The organism is Kutzneria sp. NPDC052558, from assembly GCF_044547355.1.
In the GTDB taxonomy this organism is placed as follows: Bacteria; Actinomycetota; Actinomycetes; order Mycobacteriales; family Pseudonocardiaceae; genus Kutzneria.
Genome location: NZ_JBIUAG010000002.1, coordinates 441,314 through 462,767 on the forward strand (window position 1 = coordinate 441,314; position 21,454 = coordinate 462,767).

The following is a 21,454-nucleotide window of genomic DNA, read 5'->3' on the forward strand; positions in this document are numbered from 1 at the left end:
GGTCCTCCCGACCGACTTGCTTCACGGTATGCAGGAGGTAACTCGCCCCGTCTCCAGAAGTTGTTCACAGAGGCATCTATAAGGGCGTGCCGACAGCGTGAGGACACTCCCACCTCACACCGGACATCGGGTCGAATCAACCCCCGCGGTACCGGTTCCAGGACTTTTCCCAGTTCTGTTCTCGATCTTCAACGGATCATGCGCGCAGGTGGAAGCGGTTTCGGGCCGGTCTTCGAACGACGTTCGTTGACGGCGCAACACGTTTCACCATGCGCGACAACGGTGTTTGACGGTTGGTTCGACCGCTATCCGCGTCCACAGTGGCCTTGGTCACTCCAATCACGGGAATGCGTTCTCGGCGCCCCAGTTCACATCCGTGACCACGTCGATCCGGATCACCGGCCCGGTCGGCGGCCGTTCGCGGTACTGCGCATATTTCTCACACAGCCAGGACACAGGTTCACGCCGTTGCGCCTGCTCGGTCAGCACCCGCGCGACGCCGTCCACCCGCACCCACCACAGCCGTCGCCAGTCCTCCTCGTAGTGGTCGACGAGCAGGCTGACCTGGTCGTTCTCCCGAATGTTGCGCAGCCGCCGCAGCGTGGTCGTGGTCTTCGGCTTGTGGTCGACGGCGATCACCACCACCCGGCCCCGCAAGGCGAAGGTCACCGGCACCAGATGCGGCCGGCCGTCGGCGCCGACGGTCGCCAGTCGAGCAACCCTCGCCGCCGCCACCCGTTCCAGACTCATGACGGCATGCCGACCAGATCGGCCAGCACCTCGACCGCGTACGCGAAGAACTCGTCCGCCGGGTCCACGCTGCCCACCAACTGGCCGAAGAGCTCGAAGCTGACCATGCCGAACAGCTGGGTCCAGGCCACGATCGCCCGGGCCATGATCTCCGGCGGCAGCTCCGGGGCCACCACCTCGGTCACCGCGCGGCACTGCTCGGCCAGGCCGTCGGACAGCACGCCGGCGTCGCGCGCCGGCCGCAGCGTGCCCTCCGCCCAGGCCGCCCGCAGCACGTTGACCATGACCAGTGGCACCTTCTGCGCCTCGACGATGGTCGCCTCCGGGGCTCGGTAGCCCGGCACCGGCGAGCCGTAGATGAGGGCGTACTCGTGCCGGTTGTCCCGGGCCCAGTCGCGCACCGAGCGGCAGACCGCCTGCCAGCGGCCGCGCAGGTCCCGCTCCGGCAGCCGCCGGTCGGCCGCCGTCGCCGCCTCCCCGAGCGACCGATACGCGTCGATGATCAAGGCCGTGAGCAGGTCGTCCTTGCTCGGGTAGTAGCGGTAGAGGGCCGAGCTGACCATGCCCAGCGCGCGGGCCACCGCCCTAAGCGACAGGCCGTCCGCGCCGGCCACCGCCAGCTGCCGCCGGGCCTCGTCCTTGATCTCCGCGGTCAGCTCCGCCCGGGCGCGATCACGCGCCGTCCGTCCAGCGTTCACGCTACGCACCCTATCAGAGCAGCGCCCATTTTCGAGAGCACCGCTCTTGACTGCGCGCACCGATCCGTGTTCACTGTTCTCAAGCAAGAGCACCGCTCTCGAATCGGAGAAGGCAGATGACCACCATGACCCGCTACATCCAGCCCAAGCACGCGACGACCCTGTTCAACCGCGTGGTCGCCGGCCTGACCCGACTCGGCGTCAGCGTGTGGGGCAGCCGGGTGCTCGCCGTCCGCGGCCGCAAGTCCGGCGAGTGGCGCACCACCCCCGTCAACCTGCTCACCATCGACGGCGTTCGCTACCTCGTCGCCCCTCGCGGCCACACCCAGTGGGTCCGCAACCTCCGCGCCACCGGCGCCGGCCAGCTCCGCCTCGGCCGCCGCGTCGAGACCTTCGTCCCCACCGAGCTCGCCGACGCCGACAAGCCGGCCATCCTGCGCGCCTACCTCAAGCGCTGGAAGTTCGAGGTCGGCGTCTTCTTCGACGGCATCGACCACACCGCCACCGACGCCCAGCTCCTGGAGATCGCCCCCGGCTACCCCGTCTTCCGCATCTGACCCCGCCCCCGGCGCTTGGAAGGGGGCTTTCCTCCACTCGGAGTGGAGGAAAGCCCCCTTCCACACCGGGAACCGGTCAGCTGGAGCACTTTTCGGTGGAGCCGGAGTTGCTCAGGCGCAGTGTGGTGCCGCCGGTCAGGCAGTAGCCGCTGACCTGCTGCAGGCCCAGGTCGTAGTCGGCCTTGCCGGCCTGCGCGGTCACGTGGTCCAGGGTCAGGCCGGTGGCGGCGTTGGCGATGATGGCCGGCCGCGAGTCGGACTTGTCGAACGTGAAGCCGCTGTTGGTGAAGGTGATGCCGGAGACGTTGTGCAGGTAGAACCCGTACGCCGGCCGGGTGCCGATGCTGTTGGGGTTGTAGTCGGAGCCGCTGTTGCTGGGCACGCCGCTGGACACGGAGCCGCTGCCGCCGGGCAGGTCCAGGTGCACGTTGTCGAAGGTGACGTCGCTGATCGCGTGCCCGGACTCGCCCCACAGGGTCGGGCTGAACTTGCCGGCCTTGGTGCCGGTGATGTTGCTGTAGTGGATGTCGCTGATGCTGCCGACCCCGGGGCTGCCGCCGCAGCGCTTGCGGGTGCCGATCTTCTGCATGATCGGGGACTGGGTGTTGGACATGGTGATGTCGTCGTAGTGCACGTTGCTGATGTGCGCGCCGTCCATGGACACCAGGCCCAGCCCGGACTTGCCGGCGCCGGTGATGGTGATGTGCGAGAACTGGTAGTCGGTGAAGTCGCCGCAGGTCTCGGACCCGAACATGAGGGCGTTGCAGCAGCCGGCCGACAGCTTGGCGTTGGTCACGGTGACGTGGCCGTTGGGCAGCGTCTTGCCCAGGGCCCAGTCGCTCTTGAACACCAGGGCGTCGTCGTTGGCGGCGTCGGTGATGTTGGTGATCGTCACGTTCGTGGTGCTGATGATGTTCCAGCCGTCCCGGTCGCCGGCGGTGGAGATCGTCAGATGGTCGGACACCACGTGGTCGCAGCCGTTGATCAGCGCCGCGAAGTGACCGCCGCGCTTGAGGGTGACGCCGGACAGCGTGAGGTTGGCGCACCGGGTCAGTGAGATGATCTTGTCGGCCTGGCCTGACTTCGGGTTGCCGGTGATCAGATGGCCGCCGCCGTCGATGGTGCCGGCGCCGGTGAAGCCGATGTTGGTCAGGCCGTCGCCGTAGAACATGGCGTTGTGGAAGTGGCTGTGCCCGTAGTCCTGGTACTTGTCGTTGGGGTTGGACTCGGGCTTGTCGTAGCCGGAGGAGGCCCCGGTGATGGTCGAGCCGGCGTCCAGCTGGATGGTGACGTTGCTCTTGAGATGCACGGTGCTGGACGACAGATAGCTGCCCGAGGGCACCTCGACAATGCCGCCGCCGGCCTTGTTCGCCGCGTCGATGGCCTTGTCGAACGACGCGGCGGCGTTGGTCTTGCCGTCGGCCTTGGCCCCGTAGTCCTTGACGTTGAAGGTGGTCGCGTGCGGCTGGACCGTGGCCGCCGCGGCGCCTCCGGCGCAGAACACGACGATCCCGGCCACCGCGACGGCCGGCAACAGGGCCGTTCTCCGCAACACTGCGTAGCGCACGCTATCCTCCCAGGGACGAGGAAATGTAAACGTTTACATCGCGGCGGCCCGGCCAGACTAGAAGCGCCGAACGCGCGGAGTCAAGGGCCGCCAAGACAGGAGAGCGCGAGGCCCCGCCGATGCTTCACCCGGTTGGTGGATTTCGAGCGCCGCCACCCAACGCGCGCCACCACCTAGCCGATGCGGCGCTCTCAATCCAGCAAGGGTGAGGCATCGGCCCCAAAGGGGCCGATGCCCGCGCGGAACGCGCGGCATGAACACGGCGCGTTCGGGAAGCTTGATCACCGGTAGGGTGGCCGTCTTGCCGTCGGTCGGACGGCGGGATAGGTTGCAGGGAAAGCGCTTTCCCAGGGCGTGGGGAGGACCGTGGAACACGCGGATGTGCTCGTGGTGGGGGCCGGAGCCTCCGGCGGCGTGGTCACCGGCGCGCTGGCCGAAGCCGGCTTCGACGTGGTCTGCCTGGAACAGGGCCACTGGCCGGACCGGACCGACTTCCCGGCCCTGCGGCCGACCTACGAGCTGGAGGCGCGCGGCGGCTGGGGCGGCAATCCGACGCTGCGCGGCCGGCCGGAGGACTACCCGGTCAACGAAACCAGTTCCGACATCGCGACGCTGATGTACAACGGCGTCGGCGGCAGTATGGTGCTGTACGCGGCGGACTGGCCCCGCCTGCTGCCCTCGGACTTCCGCACCCACGCGCTGGACGGCGTCGGCGACGACTGGCCGCTGACCTACCACGATCTCCAGCCGTTCTACGAACGAACCGACCGGGCCTTCGGCGTCTCCGGCCTGGCCGGCGACACCTCGCTGCCGCCGGGCGGCGAGTTCCCGTTGCCGCCGCTGCCGATCGGCGACGGCGCGCTGCGCATGGCCCGCGCCCACGATCGCCTCAAGTGGCACTGGTGGCCGGCCCCCAACGCCGTGCTGTCCCGCCCCTATCAGGGCCGAAACGCTTGCGCCCACTACGGTTCCTGCATGCAGGGCTGCCCGGAGGGGGCCAAGGCGTCCACCGACGTGACGCACTGGCCGAACGCGATCAAGGCCGGCGCACGGCTGATCACCGGAGCTCGCGTCGCCCGCATCCTCACCAACGCCCAGGGTCTGGCCATCGGCGCGGAATACGTGGACCCGGACGGGAACTGGGACATCGTCAAGGCCGACGTGGTGATCATGGCGGCCAACTCGGTCGGCACCGCGCGCATCCTGCTCAACTCCGCGTCGCCGCGTTTTCCCCACGGCCTGGCCAATTCCAGCGGATTAGTGGGCCGGCGGCTGATGGTGCACCCGTTCGCCAACGTCACCGGCTACTTCGACGAGCCGGTGGACGCGGGCGGCCACGTCGGCGCGAAGATCGTCAGCTACGAGTTCTACGAGACCGACCCGGACCGCGACTTCGTGCGCGGCGCGAAGTGGAGCCTGGCCCCGACCGGCGGCCCGCTGAACGCGGCGCTGCCCTCGCGGGCCGGGAACTCGGTGTGGGGCAAGGAACATCACGCCCATGTGCGCAGCCATCTCGGGCACTCGCTGAGCTGGTGCATCTTCGGCGAGGACCTGCCCGACGAGGACAACCGGGTGGAGATCGACGACAGCCTCACCGACTCCTCCGGCATTCCCGCGCCCAAGGTCACCTACCGGGTCGGCGAGAACTCCCGGCGGCTGCTGGACTTCAACATCGAACGGGCCCAGCGCTCGTTCGCCGAGGCCGGCGCGCACCGCACCGCCGTGGAGTCGCTGATGCGGTTCTCCGGGTGGCATCTGCTGGGCACCGCCCGCATGGGCGAGGATCCCTCGACTTCGGTGGTCGACGGCTGGGGCCGCGCCCACGACGTGCCCAATCTCTACATAGCCGACGGCAGCGTGTTCGTCACCTCCGGCGCGGTCAACCCGACCAGCACCATCGTGTCGCTGGCGCTGCGCAACGTCGAGCACCTCATCGAAAACCGGCGCGAGCAAAGGACTCCCCGATGACCGACGACAGGCTCCGGAGCTGGCTCGGCGCGGTCGCCGACGACCTGATCCCGGCGGCCGACGGCATGCCCGCGGCCACCGAGGTCGGGGTGGCCGGCAGCCAGCTGGACCTGGTGCTGGCCGTGCGGCCGGACTTGGCCCGCGCGCTGAACCGGGCCTGGGCGCTGGCCGGCGAGCAGCCGCCGGGGCCGGCCCTGCGGCTGCTGGCCGACCTCGACCCGCGGGCCCACCAGGCCGTGCTGGAGATCGTCTCCGGCGCGTACTACACCAGCGATCTGGTCAAACGGCTGCTGGGCTACACCGGCCAACAGCCGATTCCGGTGCGCCCGGAGGACTATCCGGCCTATCTGGCCGAGGGCCTGCTCGACCGCGTGCTGGAGCGTGGACCGGTGCACCGAGACCCCGACTCCCTGTCACGGAGGCAGTGATGCTCGTGTCCGACCAGACGGCGTTCGCCGGGCTGACCGGGGACCAGGTCGACATCGTCGAGCCCGCGACCGGCAAGGTGATCGGCTCGACCCTGCTGGCCGGCGCCGAGGACGTCGCCGCCGCGGTGACCAGAAGCGTTGCCGCGCAACCGAAGTGGGCCGACACCGCGCCGGCCGAGCGGGCCGAGATCCTGCTGCGGGCAGCCCAGCTGATCCACGATCACGAAGACGAGTTCGTCCACTGGGGCATCCGCGAGTGCGGGGCCATCGCCGGCAAGACCACGCACGAGGTCCATTCCGCCCGGGGCGAGCTGATCGCCGCCGCCGCGCTGGCCACCGAGCCCTATGGCCAGCTGCTGCCGTCGACCGGGCGGATGAGCTACGGCCGGCGGATCCCGTTCGGCGCCGTGGGTGTGATCGCGCCGTGGAACTTCCCGCTGGTGCTGGCCATGCGGGCCGTCGCCCCGGCGCTCGCGCTCGGCAATTCCGTGCTGCTCAAGCCCGACCACCAGACCCCGATCTACGGCGGCCTGCTGATCGCCCGGCTGTTCGAGGCGGCCGGGCTGCCGGCCGGGCTGCTGGAAGTGTTGCCCGGCAAGGCCGACGCCGGTCAGGCGCTGGTGGCCGACCCGCGGGTGCCGATGATCTCGTTCACCGGCTCCACCCGGGCCGGCAAGATCGTCGCCGCCACCGCCGCCGAGCACGTCAAGAAGGTGTCGCTGGAGCTGGGCGGCAACAACGCCACCATCGTGCTGGCCGACGCCGACCTGGACGCGGCCAGCTCGGTCGGGGCCTGGGGCTCTTTCCTGCACCAGGGCCAGATCTGCCTGACCACCGGTCGGCATCTGGTGCAGCGCAAGGTGGCCGACGAGTACCTGGACCGCCTGGCCGCCCGCGCCGCCAGGCTCAAGGTCGGCGATCCGGCCGACGCCGACACCCAGATCGGCCCGATCATCAACGCCACCCAGCTGGCCAACGTCGACCGCATCGTGCGGGCCTCGGCCTCGGCCGGCGCCTCCGTCCGGGCCGGCGGCACGCACGAGAACCTGTTCTACGCGCCCACGGTTCTCGCCGACGTCACCCCGGAGATGCCGGCCTTCACCGACGAGATCTTCGGCCCGGTCGCCCCCGTCACCGTCTTCGACACCGAGGACGAGGCCGTCGCCCTGGCCAACGCCACCGCCTACGGCCTGACCGCCTCCGTGCTCACCGCCGAGCCCTTCCGTGGCTGGAAGCTGGCCGAGCGCCTGCGGGCCGGCATGGTGCACGTCAACGACACCACCGTGAACGACGACCCCACCGTGCCCTTCGGCGGCGTCGGCGCCTCCGGCAACGGCGGCCGCTACGGCGGCCAGGCCAACTGGGAGGAGTTCACCCAGTGGCAGTGGGTCACCGTCCGCGACACCCCACCCGCCTACCCCTTCTAGCCCGTCTGGTGTCATGAAGGGGCCCTTCCTGACGTTGGACGCCAGGATCGGTCCCTTGATCTTGGAGGGATGGCGGGGGACGGGCCATTCCTCTACTCGGAGTGGAGGAATGGCCCGTTCCCGGCGGCGCGGTGTTGTTGGGCGGCGAGGAAGTGGGCGGTGGGCAGGGTGGCGGGGTAGAGCGAGCGGTAGTGGGCGTAGTAGTCCTCGTACGGGCCCGAAGGATCGGGGTGGACGGTGCGCTCGACCGGGTTCCAGGTTGTCACGTCAACGCCGGCGGCGGCCGCGGCGAGCATGGCGTCGCCGAGGCTGGCGCCGATGCTCTCGCGGGTGAGCTGCTGGGGTAGGCCGGTGACGTCGGAGACGATCTGGGTCCACAGCCCGCCCTGGGTGCCGCCGCCGACGGCGACCAGACGCCGGGCGGCCCCGCCGGCCTCGGTCATGGCCTCCAGGTTGTGCCGCACGCCGTAGGCAATGCCCTCCAGAACTGCACGGTACAGTTCACCCGGGCCGTGGGACACGGTCAGGCCGGCGATCACGCCCCGGGCCGACGGGTCGAACAGCGGGGTCCGCTCGCCGGCGAAGTACGGCAGCACCAGCAATCCCCGGCTGCCGGCCGGCACATCGGCCGCCCGGGCCACCAGGTCCTCGAAGGTGCCGCCGACCAGACCCCGCAGCCAGTCGGTGACCGCGCCGGAGGTCGCCATGCCGGCGGCCAGGGTGCTGGTGAGAGGAAAGACGCCGGAAGTGGTCCACAGCCCCGGATGCGGCCGCGGCTGGTCGACCACCTGGACCATGAACATGGTGGTGCCGTACATGACCATGGCGTCCCCGGGCTCCCGGACGCCGACGCTGACGGCCTCGGCCCATGCGTCGATGGTGCCGGCGGTGACCGGCAGCCCCTCGGGCAGCCCGGTCGCTTCGAAGGCCGCCTTGGTCACATGCCCGACCACCTCGGTCGGCCACACCAGCTCCGGCAGCGGCAGCCCGGGCGCGACGACGGCGGCCCAGTCGGCGGCCCACTCCCGCCGGCCCAGGTCGTACAGCGGCGAGCACTGGCTGGCCGAGTGGTGGTCCAGCAGGTACCGCCCGGTCAGCCGGTGCACCAGGAAGGACGAGGCCATCAGCAGCATCCGGGTCCGGGCCCAGACGTGAGGCTCGTTCACGGCCAGCCAGCGCAGCTTCGGCCCCACCGCCTGACTTGTCAGCGGCGAGCCACCCCGGCGGAGAATCTCCTCACCTCCGAACAGGTCCGTCAGTTGCGAGATTTCCACGGTTGCCCGGGTGTCGACGCCGTAGAGGATGGCTGGCCGCAGCGGCGCGCCGTCGGCGTCGGCCGGCAGCAGGCACGGCCCGATGCCGCTCACCGCCAGTCCGTTCAGGCGTTCACCGGCGGCTGTCTGGACCAATTCCCGAGCGATGGACACGAAGTCCCGCCACCACACGTCCTCGGCGTCGTGCTCGAACCAGCCGGGCCGGGGCGTGGAGACGGCGTGCGGGCGGCTCACCCGGTGCCGAACCGTGCCGTCCTCGGCGGCCAGGACTCCCTTGGATGCCGACGTTCCGATGTCGATGCCGATGAACATCCACCTATCCTCGTCGACATGGATCAGATCGCGATCGTCGGCGCGTCGGCCGCCGGCCTGACGGCGGCCGAGACGCTGCGCCGTGAGGGCTACCAAGGCCGCATCACTCTCATCGGCGACGAGGCGCACCCGCCCTACGATCGCCCGCCGCTGTCCAAGCAGGTGCTGGCCGGCCAGTGGGAGCCGGAGAAGACGCAACTGCGCAAGGCCGAGCAGATCGCCGACCTGAACGCCGAGTTCAGGCTGGGCGCGCCGGCCGCCGGCCTCGACCTGGACGCCCGCGAAGTCGTGCTGGCCGATGACGCCCGGGTCGGCTACGACGGCCTGGTCATCGCCACCGGCGTCGCGCCGCGGCGGCTGCCGTTCGGCCACGATCTCCAAGGCGTGCACCTCCTCCGCACGCTCGAACAGGCCGTGCAGCTGCGCACCGAACTCCTCACGCAGCCCAAGACCGTGGTCATCGGGGCCGGCTTCCTCGGCGCGGAGGTCGCGGCCACCGCCCGCACCCTGGGCCTGGACGTCACGCTGGTCGACCCGCTGCCGGTGCCGATGGCCCGCCAGCTGGGCGAGACCGTCGGCAAGCTGCTGGAGCAGCTGCACCGGGACAACGGCGCGCGGGTGCTGATGGACACCGGCGTGACTGAACTCCTCGGTTCAGATGGCCGTGTCACCGGGGTCCGGCTGACCGACGGCAGCGTGCTCGACGCCGGCTGCGTGCTGGTGGCGATCGGCGCGACGCCGGTCACCGACTGGCTCGCCGGCTCCGGCCTGACCGTGGACAACGGCGTGGTCTGCGACAGCCGCTGCCTGGCCGCGCCCAACGTCTATGCGGCCGGCGACGTGGCCAACTGGGCGCACCCGCGCTACGGCCGGATGCGCCTGGAGCACCGGATGAACGCCACCGAGCAGGGCATGGCGGTGGCCCGCAACCTGCTCGGCGCGGACCAGGAGTTCGCCCCGGTCCCGTACTTCTGGACCGACCAGTACGACGCCAAGGTGCAGGCTTACGGCGTGGTCGGCGAGGGCCTGGAGTACCGGGTGGTGGCCGGCGACCCGGGCGAGCGCAAGTTCGCCGCCCTCTACGGCCGCGACGGCGTCGTCACCGGCGGCGTCGGCTGGAACCTGCCACGGGAGATCCGCAAGCTGCGGCAGGCCGTGGTCGACCAGTCCCCCATGCCGTGATGCCTAGCTCAGCCTTCGCGGCCGGCTCTGAATTCGGCGCAGAGCTGGAGCGGTTGCTCGCCAGCCGGGGCATGTCCTGGCGGGTGCTGGCCGACCGCGTCGGCTACACGCCGAGCTGGCTGAGCAAGGTCAAGAACGGCACGCCGCCCTCGGCCGAGCTGGCCCGGCGCTGCGACCAGGTGCTGGACGCCGGCGGCCGGCTGATGGCGCTGGCGACCGAGGCGGTGCCGGCCCGGCCGGCCCAGCTGCCGGCGGCCGCCGCCCGGTTCGTCGGCCGTGAGCGGGAGCTGGGCCAGCTGCACGAGGCGCTGGTCGACGACCGCCAGCTCGGCACGCCGGCCGTGGTGGCGGTCGACGGCTCGCCCGGCGTCGGCAAGACCGCGCTGGCGTTGAAGCTGGCCCACGACGTGGCCACCGATTTTGTCGACGGCCAGCTGTACGTGGACCTGCGCGGCTACTCCCCCGACGGCGGCCCGGCCCGCCCGTCCGACGTGCTCGGCGACTTCCTGGCCGCGCTGGGGGTGGCCACCGACTCCATGCCGGCCGACCAGGAGCAGCGGGCCAAGCTGTTCCGGTCCCTGGTCAACCAGCGCCGCCTGCTGATCGTGCTGGACAACGCCGCCGACTCGGTGCAGGTCGAGCCGCTGCTGCCGGGCTCGGGCTACTGCGCGGTGATCGTCACCAGCCGGCGGCGGCTGTCGGGCATGGCCATGCGCACCAACGCCCGCCAGGTCACGCTGGGCCCGATGACCGGCGAGGAGTCGCGGCTGCTGCTGCGCAACGTGATCGGCGACGACCGGGTGGACGCCGAGCCGGCCGCGATCACCGCGCTGGCCAAGCACTGCGCGCATCTGCCGCTGGCGCTGCGGATCGCCGCCGAGCGGGTGGCCACCCACCCGCACCACCCGGTGGACGAGCTGCTGGAGGAGCTGGACGCCGACGAGCAGCGGCTGGACGGCCTGGCCACCGACGACTCGCTGGCCGTCCGATCGGTGTTCTCCTGGTCGTACCGGGATCTTTCGGCCGAGTCGGCCCGCATGTTCCGGCTGCTCGGTGTCTTCCGACGCGGCCATATCAGCACGCCGGCGGCGGCCGCGCTGGCCGGCGTCTCCCCGGTGCAGGGCCGCCGGCTGCTGGAGCGGTTGGCCAGCGTGCACCTGGTCGAGGGCGTCGAGCGCGACCGCTACCGCATGCACGACCTGCTGCACGTCTACGCCGCCGAGCTGGTGCAGACCGAGGAGACGGAGCAGTCCCGGCACGAGGCCGCCGTCCGGCTCACCGACTGGTATCTGCGCACCGCCGAGCGCGCGAACGAGGCGCTGGCCCCGTTCCGCGTGCACATGCTTGAAGTGCCGGCCGCCGGGCCGACCGTGACACCACTGGACTTCGACACCCCGGTGGCGGCTTTGCGTTGGTGCGACCGGGAAGTCGCCAACCTGGTGCCGGTGATGGAGACGGCCATGGCCTACGGGCTGCCCGGCACCGCGTGGCGGCTGTGCATCGCCTCGTGGGACTACTTCCGGCTACGCACGCCGCTGGGGGTCTGGCTGGCCACGCACGAGCTGGCCACGCAGGCGGCGCGGGCCGAGGGCAACCGGTTCGCCGAGGCCTGGGTGCAGACCAACCTGGCCGTGGCCAAGCACCGCCTGCACGACTTCGACGCCGCGACCCGCCTGTACGAGGAGGCGCTGGCCACCCGGCGGGAGATCGGCGACCGGCACGGCGAGGCGTGGACGCTGGCCGGACTGGGGCTGCTGGCCGTCGACCAGCGTGAACCCGATGCCGCGCAGTCGACCGCCGACCAGGCGCTGGCCCTGTTCCGCGACCTGGGCGACCGGCACGGCGAGGTCACCACCATGGCCACCCTCGGCGAGGTCCGGCGGCTGCGCGGCGACCACCACGGCGCGCTGGTCACGCTGCACGAGGCGCTGTGGGTCGCGCAGGACAGCGACGACGCCGCCGACCAGGCCGAGACGCTGCTGAAGATCGCCTCCGTCTACCTGGCCGACGGGCAGGCCGGCCGCGCGCTGGACAGCCTGGACCAGGCGCTGGTCGCGACCCGGGACGTGCGCAACCGCATGATCGAGGCGAGCGCCCTGTTCCGGCGGGGCATCGTGCTGCGGGAGCTGGACCGGGCCGACGAGGCGCGGGAGTCGCTCAGCGCCGCGCTCGTGCTGTACGAGGAGGTCGACGACCGCCAGGCCCGCGACGTCCGGGCCGAACTCGACGCGCTGGGCTAACCCGAGCACGACTCGTCCGGTTCCGGGTGACGCAGGCGACACCAGCCGACCGACGATCGGGTGTTTCCACTTTTGCTCAACTCGTCAACACTGTTGCCGCACAGCCGCGTTCGTCATAGTTGGTGGGCGCGGTGCCGTCGTCGGCGGGCGGGTCCACTGGGGGTGGCCCTGCCCGTCGGCGGCTACCCGTTTCCGGTGTGTCACGGCACTGTGAAGAAGACCATCGGATTGTCCCGGCCCGGCCGCAGCGGCTCGTCCAGTCCGAGTTCCCGTTTCACGGCAAGCAGTTCTGCAAAGGTTTCCGGCGCACGCCGGGCCGAGGGCGTGAAGAAGTCGATGCCGTGTTCGGCCAGCCAACGAACCAACACCGCACCCTCGCTGAACGGCATCGTCCGCCGGCCGTGGAACACGTCGTGCACGCTCACCGGCGTGGCGTTCAGCCGGCTGAACAATTCGGCGATGTACCAACGGGCAAAGCGCGCACTGTGGGCGGCGTCCAGGAACAGGTAGTCGATCTCCGCCGGCAGCTGAGCCTTCCTCACATCGCCCTTGGTGAAGGTCCAGCGCTCGTCGGCCGGCACCGACTCCAGCACATGGTCGACCACGTCGTACGACAGAAGCCGCCCGGATCCGTTGTCCCGCAACGCACTCAGCAGCCAGGTGGTGGACCAGCCGTGAAAGGCGCCGATCTCCACCACGGTCGCCGGCCGCAGCTCGCGCAGCCGCAGATAGGTCAGCTCGGCCTCGATGTCGTCGAGCTGCGCTCGAATCCCGGGCAGCCGCCGGCGCTGCTGCTCGCGCACGGCGGCCAGGTCGTCGGCGTACTTGCGGTAGAGCTCGATGGCGGTGGTCAGGTCCACCGCCGGGACGCTACCGCCTCGCGCTCCCGCCCAGCAGCCGGCCCACGCCCCGCACGCTGCGCTCCAGGTCCGAGCCGAACGGGTTCTCGTGCACCAGGTAGGTCCAGGTCGCGGTCGGCCGGGACAGGCCCTCGCCGGACAGGTCCACGCCGTCCTCGGTGATCTTGGCCGTCTCGAAGGTCTCGACGGTCTTCTCGCCGGCCACCCGGAACAGCGCGTTGAACGCCGGGATCGCCGCCCGGTGGTACTCGGCGATCGGGCTCTCCCGGGACAGCGCCCACAGGTGGATGCCCTCGCGCAGGTCGGCCAGCATGGCCAGGTGCTCGGCCCAGCCGCGGTCCAGGTGCAGCAGCGCGATCTGCCGGGCCGCCTCGACCAGGACCTCCTCGCCGACCTTGTCCAGCACCTCCCGGTACCGGTCGGGCGCGGCCTTCTTCAGCTCCTGGGCCGCCAGGTCGGTGCGCAGCAGCTGGTCGCGGCGCTCGCCGAGCATCTTGCGGTGCTGCGCCGAGAGCTGGTTGTAGCGCCAGGTGTTGGCGTGCATCTCCAGGTTCTCGGCCTCGGCCACCCGCTGGGCGTGGGCGATGGTGTGCGGGGCCAGCTTGTCGGTGACCCGGCCGCCTTCCTCGATCTTGCCCGGTCCCGGCTCGTCGGCGGCGAACTGGGTGACGATGTCGTCGCCGAAGCTGGCGAAGAACACCGACCGGCCGGGGTCGCCCTGCCGGCCGGCGCGTCCGCGCAGCTGGTCGTCGAGGCGGGAGCTGTGGTGGCGGCCGGTGCCGATCACGTACAGGCCGCCCAGCGCGGCCACCCGCTCGTGGTCGGCGCCGTCCGCGCCGCCGAGCCGGATGTCGGTGCCGCGGCCGGCCATCTGGGTGGAGACCGTGACCGTGCCGTACTGGCCGGCCTCGGCGACGATCGCCGCCTCCTCCGCGTCGTTCTTGGCGTTCAGCACGACGCAGGGCACGTCCACCTCGGCCAGCCGGGCCGCCAGCGCCTCCGACTCGGCCACGTCCTGGGTGCCGATCAGCACCGGACGGCCGGTCTCGTGCGCCTTGACGATCTCCTCGACGATGGCCGCGTTCTTGTCGATCACCGTGTCGTAGATGCGGTCCGGCTCGTCCACGCGGACGCACGGCGCGTTCGGCGGCACCTCGGCCACCTGGAGGTCGTAGAAGGTGCGCAGCTGGTCGGCCGCGGCCAGCGCGGTGCCGGTCATGCCGCAGACCTTGGGGTAGCGCTTGAGCAGGGCCTGGACCGTGATGGTGTCCAGCACCTCGCCGGTCTCGCTGGCCGCGAGCGCCTCCTTGGCCTCGACCGCCGCCTGGAGGCCGTCGGGCCAGCGCTGCAACCGGGCCACCCGGCCGCGGGAGGGGTTGATCAGCTGGACCTTGCCGTCGCGCACGATGTAGTCGACGTCGCGGCGCAGCAGCACTTCCGCGTGCAGGGCCACGTTCACCCGCGGCAGCGTCGTGCCCACATGCTCGGCCGAGTACAGGTCGATGCCGCCCAGCGCGCGCTCCACCGCCTCCGCGCCCGCGCCGGTCAGGTAGACGTTGCGCTGCTCGTCGTCGATCTCGTAGTGCATGCCCGCGCGCAGCAGGCGCACCACGTCCGGCAGCTCCCGGTCCGGCTCGCCCGCCGCCGCCGCGCCGGCCAGCACCAGCGGCACGCGGGCCTCGTCCACCAGGACCGAGTCCGCCTCGTCGACCAGGGCCACGCCCGGCACCGGGGACACCAGGTCCTCGACCTTCGTCGCCGTGTGGTCGCGCAGCTCGTCGAAGCCGATCTCGCTCACCGAGGCGTAAGTGACATCCGCCGCGTACGCCTCGCGGCGGCGGTCCGGGTCGCAGGCGCCGCTGATCCAGTTCACCGTGACGCCCAGCATCGCGTACAGCGGGCCCATCCACTCCGCGTCGCGGCGGGCCAGGTAGTCGTTCACCGACACCACGTGCACCGGCCAGCCGTGCAGGGCGTAGCCCGCCGCCGTGATCGCGCCGGCCAGGGTCTTGCCCTCGCCGGTGGGCAGCTCCACCACTCGGCCCTTGAGCATCCAGCCCGTGGTGGTCAGCTGCACGTCGAACGGCCGCTCCTTGAGCGTGCGGCGGGCCGCCTCCCGGCCCAGGGCCAGCAGCTGCGTGAGGTCCTTGTCGTCGTAGTCGCTGCGGTCGTCCTTGCGCAGCTTCTCCGCCGCCTGCGTCAGCTGCTCGTCCGTCAGCTCCCGCAGCTCCTCCTCGCGCGCGCCAGCCGCGGCCACCACCGCGTGCAGCTTGCTCGTCTCACGAGCAACCGCACGGCCCTGTAGCAGCCGCCAGAACCCGGTCGTCAGGCGCTTCTTGCGCTCCCCCGCCACAGCACCTGTTTACCATCCCGACACCCCGCGCCGCGCCCGTCGACCGACCCCAACCACCCGCAAGATCGCCCCCGTCTCCCCCATACGCCCCTTTTGCCCGGTTACGCCGTGTCGGCCAGCGGCTGCTCGTCCAACAACTCCTTCAGCCTGGCCATCGTCAGCAGGACCTCCCGCTCCCACTCCTGCTGCCGCTCGCGCTCCTCGTCGTCGATCGCGTCCAACTGCGCCAGCACCCACGTCCGCATCAACGCCGTCGGCTGCATCCCCCGCTCCTCCGCCACCCGCCGCAGCTGCTCGATCCGGTCCACCGGGATCCGCACGCTGTAGACCGCGCTCGGATTCCTCGGCGGCACCTGATGCCGCTTCCACTCCACGTCGACGTCCCGCGCCGCCTCGGCGTCGAGCGCCGCCTGCTCCAACCTGTCATCCACCGTCCGTCACGCCCTCTCCATGTAGATCGCCCGCGTCCGCCGGTCCGCCGGCCACGCGGTGGCAACGCGCCACACACCGGTCGGCGGATGGTCTTCCGGCACCACCACCACGATCAGCACCCGTCCCATGCCACGCGAGCGACCCACGATCCGAATCGCCTCCCTCGTCCGCGACCCGGGGTCCCGGGCCACCAGCCGACGCGGATCGAGCGCCGCTTGGACAGCGTGTTCGGGCGCGATGTCCACCGCACCCGGGTACCGCAGCGAGCGGCGCAGGTGTGTCGGGTCGGGCACGTGCACGACATCGATGGGCAGGAACCCGATCGGCACACCGTCATAGAGATCGTCACTCACCACCAACGTAATACAGAGTATTACGCACAACCGCAGTGCGCACCCCCGAAACAACAGCCGATCGAGTGCAATCACTCAAGGTGACAAAAAGGCCCGTTCCCCGCAAGAAACGCGAGGAACGGGCCCGAAGGCCGCGACGCTGAGTGACCGGTCAGGCGGAGCGCTCGGCGCGCTCGCGGGGGGAGCCGGCCTGCTCGGGCAGGCGGGGGTGGTCGGCGAGGTGGGTGAGGCGGCGGGACTCGGACATGGCCTCGGCGTAGACCTCCTCGAAGGTGGCCAGGGTGGTGCTCACGCCGTGGGTGCCGATGATCTCCAGGCTCTCCTTGCCCATGCGCTCCCGCTCGGCGTCGTCGGAGAACAGCTGAGTGAGGCGGGCGGCCAGGGTGGGCACGTTGCCGGGCGGGTAGAGCCAGCCGTTGCGGCCGGGCCGGGCCAGGTGGGGCAGGGCCATGGCGTCGGCGGCGACGACGGGCTTGCCGGCGGCCATGGCCTCCATGGTGGCCAGGCTCTGCAACTCGGCGATGCCGGGCATGCAGAAGGCGTCACACGAGGCGTAGGCGTCGAGCAGCTCCTCGTCGGAGATGAAGCCGCGGAAGGTGACCCGGTCGGCGATGCCGAGCTGGCCGGCGAGCTGCTCCAGGGCCTCGCGCTTGCTGCCGTCGCCGACGATCTCGGCCCGGACCTTGAGCTCGGCCGGGATCAGCGGCAGTGCCCTGATCAGCTCGTGGACCCGCTTCTCCTCGTCGAGGCGGCCGACGAACAGCACGGTGCGGTGCTCGTCGTCGGGCGAGACGGCCCGGTCGACGTAGCGGTCCAGGTCGATGCCGCAGGAGATGGCCCGCGCCTGCTGGGGCAGGCCGTTGTCCATGAGCAGCTGCACGGCGCGCGGCGTGGGCGCGGTGACCACGGCGGCGTTGCCGAAGCCGCGGGTGAGGTCCCACCAGGCCAGCTTGGACGCCAGCGAGCGCAGCACCACCGGCATCCGCATGTGGCCGAGGATGTTCTCCGGCATGAAGTGGTTGGTCGCCACCAGCGGGATCCGCAGCTGCTCGGCCTGCCAGATCAGCGCCCTGGTCAGCAGGAAGTGCGACTGGACGTGGATGATGTCCGGCTTGATCTCGGCCAGCAGCGGGGCCATCGCCTTCTGCGCGGGCCACGGCCACGCCACCCGGAAGGACGGGTGGAACGGCGTGCGAAACGCCTTGAACCGGTGGACGGTGACCCCGTCGACCTCTTCCACCGACGGCCGGCCGGTCGGGGCCGGGCACATCACGTGCACCTCGTGCCCCCGGGAGGCGAGGCCGACGGCGAGCCGGTGGGTGAACCGAGCCGCCCCGTTGACGTCCGGCGGGAAGGTCTCGGCGCCGATCACGATGCGCAGTCCGGAGGCCGCCTCGTGCCGATCGGGCACCTGGGACCAGGTCATTTCGTACTCCCGTCGTAGTGCTGGGTCGTCATCCCGGGCGCGACAAGCTGCCGGTCGCCGTCGACGACTGTATTAGCTGGCGGTGTTGACTTCGGTCGACGCAGCGTGAGCACGACCACGCCGGTGGCGGCGACCACGGCGCAGGTCAGGGCTCCGGCGACCACTGGCACGGAGGTGTCGGTGGCTTCACCGAGCAACACCACGCCCAGCCCGACCGCGACCAACGGGTCGATCACGGTCAGGCAGCCGATGACGACCTCGGGCGGACCGCTGGCGTAGGCGTGCTGGACCAGCCAGCCGCCGACCACGATGCCGGCCGCGATGCCGATGACCTCGGGCAGCGGGAAGGGATGGCCGCCCTCGGTGAGTTGTTGGAGCGTGCCCCGCATGAGCAGGGACACGAAGCCGAAGCTGATGCCGGACGCGGTGGCGAAGCCGAGGCAGCGGATCGCGCCGGTGTTCAGCGCGGCGATGGCGGACAGGCCGCCGACCACGCCCACGACCAGCACGGTGGCCCGCATCTCGGTGTCCGGCGCGACCACCGTGGCCTTGGCCCCGGTCGCCGCCAGCAGCACGAACGCGATGGTGCCGACGGTGCTGGCCACCACCGCCCCGATGGCCACCCGGTCCAGTCGCAGCTTCTCGATGCGCACCGACATCACGGTGGTCAGCGCGAAGGCCAGGATGCCGATCGGCTGGACCACCGACAGCGGCGCGAGCCCGAGGGCGGTGGCGTGCAGCCCGGCCCCGGCGGCGGCGATGGCGATGCCGGCCAGCCACAGCGGCTGGCGGGCCAGCCGCAGCACGGTGGCCAGCCGCAGGCCGCGTTCGTCGGTGCTCTCGCTGAGGCCGCCGTGCTGCAACCTCGCCGAGACGGCGTTGCAGCAGGCCCCGAGCACCGCCAGTGCGATCGCGAGCGGGATCATCGGGCACCACCCTCGACCAGGCCGGCCTCCTGGTGGCGCTCCACCGCCGGCCTCGCGCCCCGCCACAACGCCATGCCCAGTACGAACAACAGCGCCATGTCGATGCCGAAGAGTATACGCTCGGCCAGGCCGAGGTAATTTCTCACGAATCCGAGAAACGGCAGCCAATCGGGCTCGTTGATGGCCAGCTGGATTCCCGCGAACGTGGCGAGCACGATTGTGCTGGCCATCGACAGGCGCAGCACGACCGGCGCGAACCGCTCCCACCCCGGAGTCAGCTGGCAGCGCCTGGCCAGCATGAACCCGGCCGCGGACAGGCACGGGAAGAAGAAGATCGCGGCCCACCGGTGCACGGTGCCGGAAATCGAGGACACCATCGGACTCGGGTCGGTCGGAAAGAGCAGTGCGACCACGAGACCGACACACCACACGGTGACGAGCACGGTCAGCAGCGTCCCCCGAACAATTCCCACCCCGGCCAGGCCGACCATCAGCGCGACCGAGCCCACTGCCAGCGCGATCAGACTCGTGTCGAAATACCTGGACCCCTGTTTCGCGAACACATAGTCGCTGATCGTGTGCCTGATCGGATTGAGCTGTCCGCTCGACTCCAGGTGCAGGTACACCATCGGCAGCAGCGCGGCGACAAAGCTGACGATCGCGAGCAGCGCCCACGTCCGACGCCTGTCCCTGGTTCGGCCCCCAGCCGCCTGGTCGCTCACGCCGTCGATTCTCACCTCATCCGCACACACGGGTCCATGGGGGACACCCCTGGTTTAGGGGTGGGGAAAACCCCCGGACCACCGGAGCCGAACACCACCCGGCGCAGGTGGCGGGCCCCTCGGCCGGGGACCGCGCCAGCGAATCCCCGGTCAGCGGCACCGTACTGCCCGACCGACAGCCCAACGACAGGATCGACCACGTGGCGCGCCACACTATCGAGTGTGATACGGATCACATTTAATTCAGGTCACGATCAGGTTTCGGAATGAAAGTTGATCTTGGCGTATCTCAGCGTTCTCTCAGTCAATCCCTTATCACTATCCTGTCGTGTTCACCGGACACCTTGCGGAAGTTGCCTACCGGTTTACTCCACGTTCACCCCTGGCAGAAATAGACGTAAAACACCGAACGCCCCACCCGACTGGCTGTCGGGTGGGGCGTTCGCAGGGTGGGCGCCGCGCGGCTGGCCGCGGGCCGGGACGGCGCCCTTCAGGGGTGAGGGTCAGCTGCTGGTCATCGAGCAGGCCGCCATCGAGGGCAGGTTGCCCTGCGGCTGCGCGGCCTTGGCCTGGTTGAACAGGTTGAGGATCTGGTTGATCAGGAACTGCCGGTTGTTCTGCAGCGAGCCGAGAATGGAGTTGTTGATGAAGTCCTGCGTGGCCTGGCTGCCGGCCGCCTGGAGGCGGTTGTTGGCGTCGTTGAGGAAGTTGTCCATCTGGTCCAGGTCCTGGTTGACCGAGGACTGCACCGACGCCGGGATGGCCGGCATCTTGGCCCGCACGTCCGGGCAGGTCACGCGCTGGTTGCCGGTGGACGCCGGCTGACCGGTGGCGCCCTTGCCGCCGCCGGTGTTGCCACCGGTGTTGCCGCCGTTGCCGCCGCCCTGGCCCTGGTTGACGCACTTCTGGCCGTTGTTGATGCAGCCGACCACGGCGTTCATCTGCTGGGTGTTCATCACGTTCTCCCAGTCGGCGTGGTCGGTCGCCGGGCTGTGCAGCTGGCCGTCGAAGCCGTCCACCGCGAACACCGAGCCGTTGGGCACGGACTGGTAGACCAGGTCGTACTCCAGCGCCGGCACGGCCTTGGTGCCCTTGGGGCACTGCCCGTTGGCCTTGGGGAACACGATGTGCGTGCGGTGGTTGGCCGAGTCGGTGTTCTTGCCGTCCCAGCAGGACGGGAACTGCATGATCCGCTCGACCGCGCTGCCCTGCGGGCAGACCGGGTACTTGTTGGTGACCCGGTTCTCGAAGCCGGTGCAGGTCCAGGTGGCCTTGGCGTTGGCAGGGCCGTTGGTGACCTCCTTGGCGTCACCCATGATCGCCCGCAGGAACTGCGGGGCGGCGGTCACCTTGCTGGCGCCGGCGCTGCTGAACTTGATCGTCACCTGGTTGGGCTCGACCAGCCGGCCGATGTTGCCCTTGTCCGGGCCCTGCTGGTTGTTGTTCTTGCCGTTGGGCTCCTGCTTGACCCGGATGACCGGCCAGAAGAACGTCGACTTGTCGCCGTTGGCGCAGGTGGTGCCGCCGGCGGCCAGGCTGCGGTCGTTGGAGCGGGCCGTGGTGGTCCGGTTGCCGACGTAGTCGTGCACGTGCAGGGCGCCGTGGTCGACGCCCGGGGTGACGATGAAGTTGTCGGAGTTGTGGTGGTTGTCCTGGTTGGTGCCGCAGTCCTCGGTGAAGGTGCCGCTCGCGCCACCGGTGTTGGTGTTGCGGTTGGGCTGGACCTTCTTGATGTCGATGAAGTCGTTGGCGAACGGGCCGATCTTGTTCGAGCCCGGGTTGGGCGCCTTCGCCAGCAGGGCCTGGACGCTGGCCATCTCGGGCGAGTCACCCCCGGTGGCGGCGAACGAGTCGCCCATGCCCGCGGCGACACCGATGCCCACGGCCGATCCGGCGGCCAACACGAGGCCGCCGATCACCGCGGTCAGCCGCGTCCCGCGCGACCAGGGCGTCCTGAGTTTTCCTGACACTGAATTCTC

Annotated in this window: 18 protein-coding genes; 6 read left to right on the forward strand and 12 right to left on the reverse strand. The window is 70.6% G+C overall.

The features are described 5' to 3' along the window. Nucleotides 1–339: 339 nt before the first annotated feature. Together ACIG5F_RS05100 and ACIG5F_RS05105 are read right to left on the reverse strand one after the other, a co-directional pair. Nucleotides 340–750, reverse strand: coding sequence for a TIGR03668 family PPOX class F420-dependent oxidoreductase (locus tag ACIG5F_RS05100; protein ID WP_396516085.1), 411 nt, complete (start codon nt 748–750; stop codon nt 340–342). Then, nucleotides 747–1,448: a TetR/AcrR family transcriptional regulator gene (locus ACIG5F_RS05105; protein ID WP_396516086.1), complete on the reverse strand. Its 702-nt coding sequence runs from the start codon at nt 1,446–1,448 to the stop codon at nt 747–749. The genes ACIG5F_RS05100 and ACIG5F_RS05105 overlap by 4 nt, the downstream gene beginning before the upstream one ends. A gap of 125 nt (nt 1,449–1,573) precedes the next feature. Between ACIG5F_RS05105 and ACIG5F_RS05110 the strand changes: the two genes are divergently transcribed. Beyond that, on the forward strand, nt 1,574–2,005 hold the full coding sequence (locus ACIG5F_RS05110) for a nitroreductase family deazaflavin-dependent oxidoreductase (protein ID WP_396516380.1): 432 nt from the start codon (nt 1,574–1,576) through the stop codon (nt 2,003–2,005). Between the two features lie 76 nt (nt 2,006–2,081). On the opposite strand, the gene ACIG5F_RS05115 is transcribed toward ACIG5F_RS05110, so the two are convergent. Further along, the gene (locus tag ACIG5F_RS05115; RefSeq protein ID WP_396516087.1) at nt 2,082–3,572 is read right to left on the reverse strand and encodes a glycoside hydrolase family 28 protein; all 1,491 of its coding nucleotides are present in this window, start codon (nt 3,570–3,572) and stop codon (nt 2,082–2,084) included. A gap of 366 nt (nt 3,573–3,938) precedes the next feature. Here ACIG5F_RS05115 and ACIG5F_RS05120 point away from each other — a divergent pair, with 366 nt between their 5' ends. From ACIG5F_RS05120 to ACIG5F_RS05130, 3 genes are read left to right on the forward strand one after another with little or no spacing between them, the layout of a single operon-like run. Beyond that, nucleotides 3,939–5,540: a GMC family oxidoreductase gene (locus ACIG5F_RS05120; RefSeq protein WP_396516088.1), complete on the forward strand. Its 1,602-nt coding sequence runs from the start codon at nt 3,939–3,941 to the stop codon at nt 5,538–5,540. Further along, nucleotides 5,537–5,968 carry a hypothetical protein gene (locus tag ACIG5F_RS05125; protein ID WP_396516089.1) on the forward strand — a complete coding sequence of 144 codons (432 nt, stop codon included), beginning with the start codon at nt 5,537–5,539 and terminating at the stop codon, nt 5,966–5,968. Before ACIG5F_RS05120 ends, ACIG5F_RS05125 begins: the two co-directional genes overlap by 4 nt. Then, nucleotides 5,968–7,395 (forward strand): benzaldehyde dehydrogenase, encoded by a 1,428-nt coding sequence (locus ACIG5F_RS05130; protein WP_396516090.1) that lies wholly within the window; start codon nt 5,968–5,970, stop codon nt 7,393–7,395. The genes ACIG5F_RS05125 and ACIG5F_RS05130 overlap by 1 nt, the downstream gene beginning before the upstream one ends. A 92-nt stretch (nt 7,396–7,487) precedes the next feature. On the opposite strand, the gene ACIG5F_RS05135 is transcribed toward ACIG5F_RS05130, so the two are convergent. Beyond that, complete coding sequence (locus ACIG5F_RS05135) at nt 7,488–8,981, reverse strand: FGGY-family carbohydrate kinase (protein WP_396516091.1); 1,494 nt, start codon at nt 8,979–8,981, stop codon at nt 7,488–7,490. A gap of 18 nt (nt 8,982–8,999) precedes the next feature. Here ACIG5F_RS05135 and ACIG5F_RS05140 point away from each other — a divergent pair, with 18 nt between their 5' ends. Together ACIG5F_RS05140 and ACIG5F_RS05145 are read left to right on the forward strand one after the other, a co-directional pair. Then, a complete protein-coding gene (locus tag ACIG5F_RS05140) occupies nt 9,000–10,163 on the forward strand; it encodes an NAD(P)/FAD-dependent oxidoreductase (protein WP_396516092.1) in 1,164 nt (387 codons plus the stop codon). After that, complete coding sequence (locus ACIG5F_RS05145; RefSeq protein ID WP_396516093.1) at nt 10,163–12,403, forward strand: tetratricopeptide repeat protein; 2,241 nt, start codon at nt 10,163–10,165, stop codon at nt 12,401–12,403. Before ACIG5F_RS05140 ends, ACIG5F_RS05145 begins: the two co-directional genes overlap by 1 nt. A 200-nt stretch (nt 12,404–12,603) precedes the next feature. Here ACIG5F_RS05145 and ACIG5F_RS05150 read toward each other — a convergent pair whose 3' ends face one another. From ACIG5F_RS05150 to ACIG5F_RS05185, 8 genes are all read right to left on the reverse strand, one after another. Beyond that, the gene (locus ACIG5F_RS05150) at nt 12,604–13,263 is read right to left on the reverse strand and encodes a class I SAM-dependent methyltransferase (protein ID WP_396516094.1); all 660 of its coding nucleotides are present in this window, start codon (nt 13,261–13,263) and stop codon (nt 12,604–12,606) included. Between the two features lie 10 nt (nt 13,264–13,273). After that, nucleotides 13,274–15,616, reverse strand: a complete 2,343-nt coding sequence (gene secA2, locus ACIG5F_RS05155; RefSeq protein WP_396516095.1) for an accessory Sec system translocase SecA2 — start codon at nt 15,614–15,616, stop codon at nt 13,274–13,276. 101 nt (nt 15,617–15,717) lie between these two features. Continuing rightward, nucleotides 15,718–16,047, reverse strand: a complete 330-nt coding sequence (locus ACIG5F_RS05160) for a hypothetical protein (RefSeq protein ID WP_396516096.1) — start codon at nt 16,045–16,047, stop codon at nt 15,718–15,720. Between the two features lie 6 nt (nt 16,048–16,053). Beyond that, on the reverse strand, nt 16,054–16,401 hold the full coding sequence (locus tag ACIG5F_RS05165) for a hypothetical protein (protein ID WP_396516097.1): 348 nt from the start codon (nt 16,399–16,401) through the stop codon (nt 16,054–16,056). Between the two features lie 151 nt (nt 16,402–16,552). Beyond that, a complete protein-coding gene (locus tag ACIG5F_RS05170; RefSeq protein WP_396516098.1) occupies nt 16,553–17,827 on the reverse strand; it encodes a glycosyltransferase in 1,275 nt (424 codons plus the stop codon). Beyond that, on the reverse strand, nt 17,824–18,753 hold the full coding sequence (locus tag ACIG5F_RS05175; protein ID WP_396516099.1) for a DMT family transporter: 930 nt from the start codon (nt 18,751–18,753) through the stop codon (nt 17,824–17,826). The genes ACIG5F_RS05170 and ACIG5F_RS05175 overlap by 4 nt, the downstream gene beginning before the upstream one ends. Then, a complete protein-coding gene (locus ACIG5F_RS05180) occupies nt 18,750–19,475 on the reverse strand; it encodes a DUF998 domain-containing protein (protein WP_396516100.1) in 726 nt (241 codons plus the stop codon). Before ACIG5F_RS05180 ends, ACIG5F_RS05175 begins: the two co-directional genes overlap by 4 nt. 503 nt (nt 19,476–19,978) lie before the next feature. Continuing rightward, nucleotides 19,979–21,445, reverse strand: a complete 1,467-nt coding sequence (locus ACIG5F_RS05185; RefSeq protein ID WP_396516101.1) for a DUF1996 domain-containing protein — start codon at nt 21,443–21,445, stop codon at nt 19,979–19,981. Nucleotides 21,446–21,454 lie beyond the last annotated feature (9 nt).

Coding starts and splice junctions, on each gene's coding strand:
- ACIG5F_RS05100 (WP_396516085.1), bottom strand. CDS start 750: ATGAGTCTGGAACGGGTGGCGGCGGCGAGGGTTGCTCGACTGGCGACC.
- ACIG5F_RS05110 (WP_396516380.1), top strand. CDS start 1,574: ATGACCCGCTACATCCAGCCCAAGCACGCGACGACCCTGTTCAACCGC.
- ACIG5F_RS05125 (WP_396516089.1), top strand. CDS start 5,537: ATGACCGACGACAGGCTCCGGAGCTGGCTCGGCGCGGTCGCCGACGAC.
- ACIG5F_RS05130 (WP_396516090.1), top strand. CDS start 5,968: ATGCTCGTGTCCGACCAGACGGCGTTCGCCGGGCTGACCGGGGACCAG.
- ACIG5F_RS05135 (WP_396516091.1), bottom strand. CDS start 8,981: ATGTTCATCGGCATCGACATCGGAACGTCGGCATCCAAGGGAGTCCTG.
- ACIG5F_RS05140 (WP_396516092.1), top strand. CDS start 9,000: ATGGATCAGATCGCGATCGTCGGCGCGTCGGCCGCCGGCCTGACGGCG.
- ACIG5F_RS05145 (WP_396516093.1), top strand. CDS start 10,163: ATGCCTAGCTCAGCCTTCGCGGCCGGCTCTGAATTCGGCGCAGAGCTG.
- ACIG5F_RS05170 (WP_396516098.1), bottom strand. CDS start 17,827: ATGACCTGGTCCCAGGTGCCCGATCGGCACGAGGCGGCCTCCGGACTG.
- ACIG5F_RS05175 (WP_396516099.1), bottom strand. CDS start 18,753: ATGATCCCGCTCGCGATCGCACTGGCGGTGCTCGGGGCCTGCTGCAAC.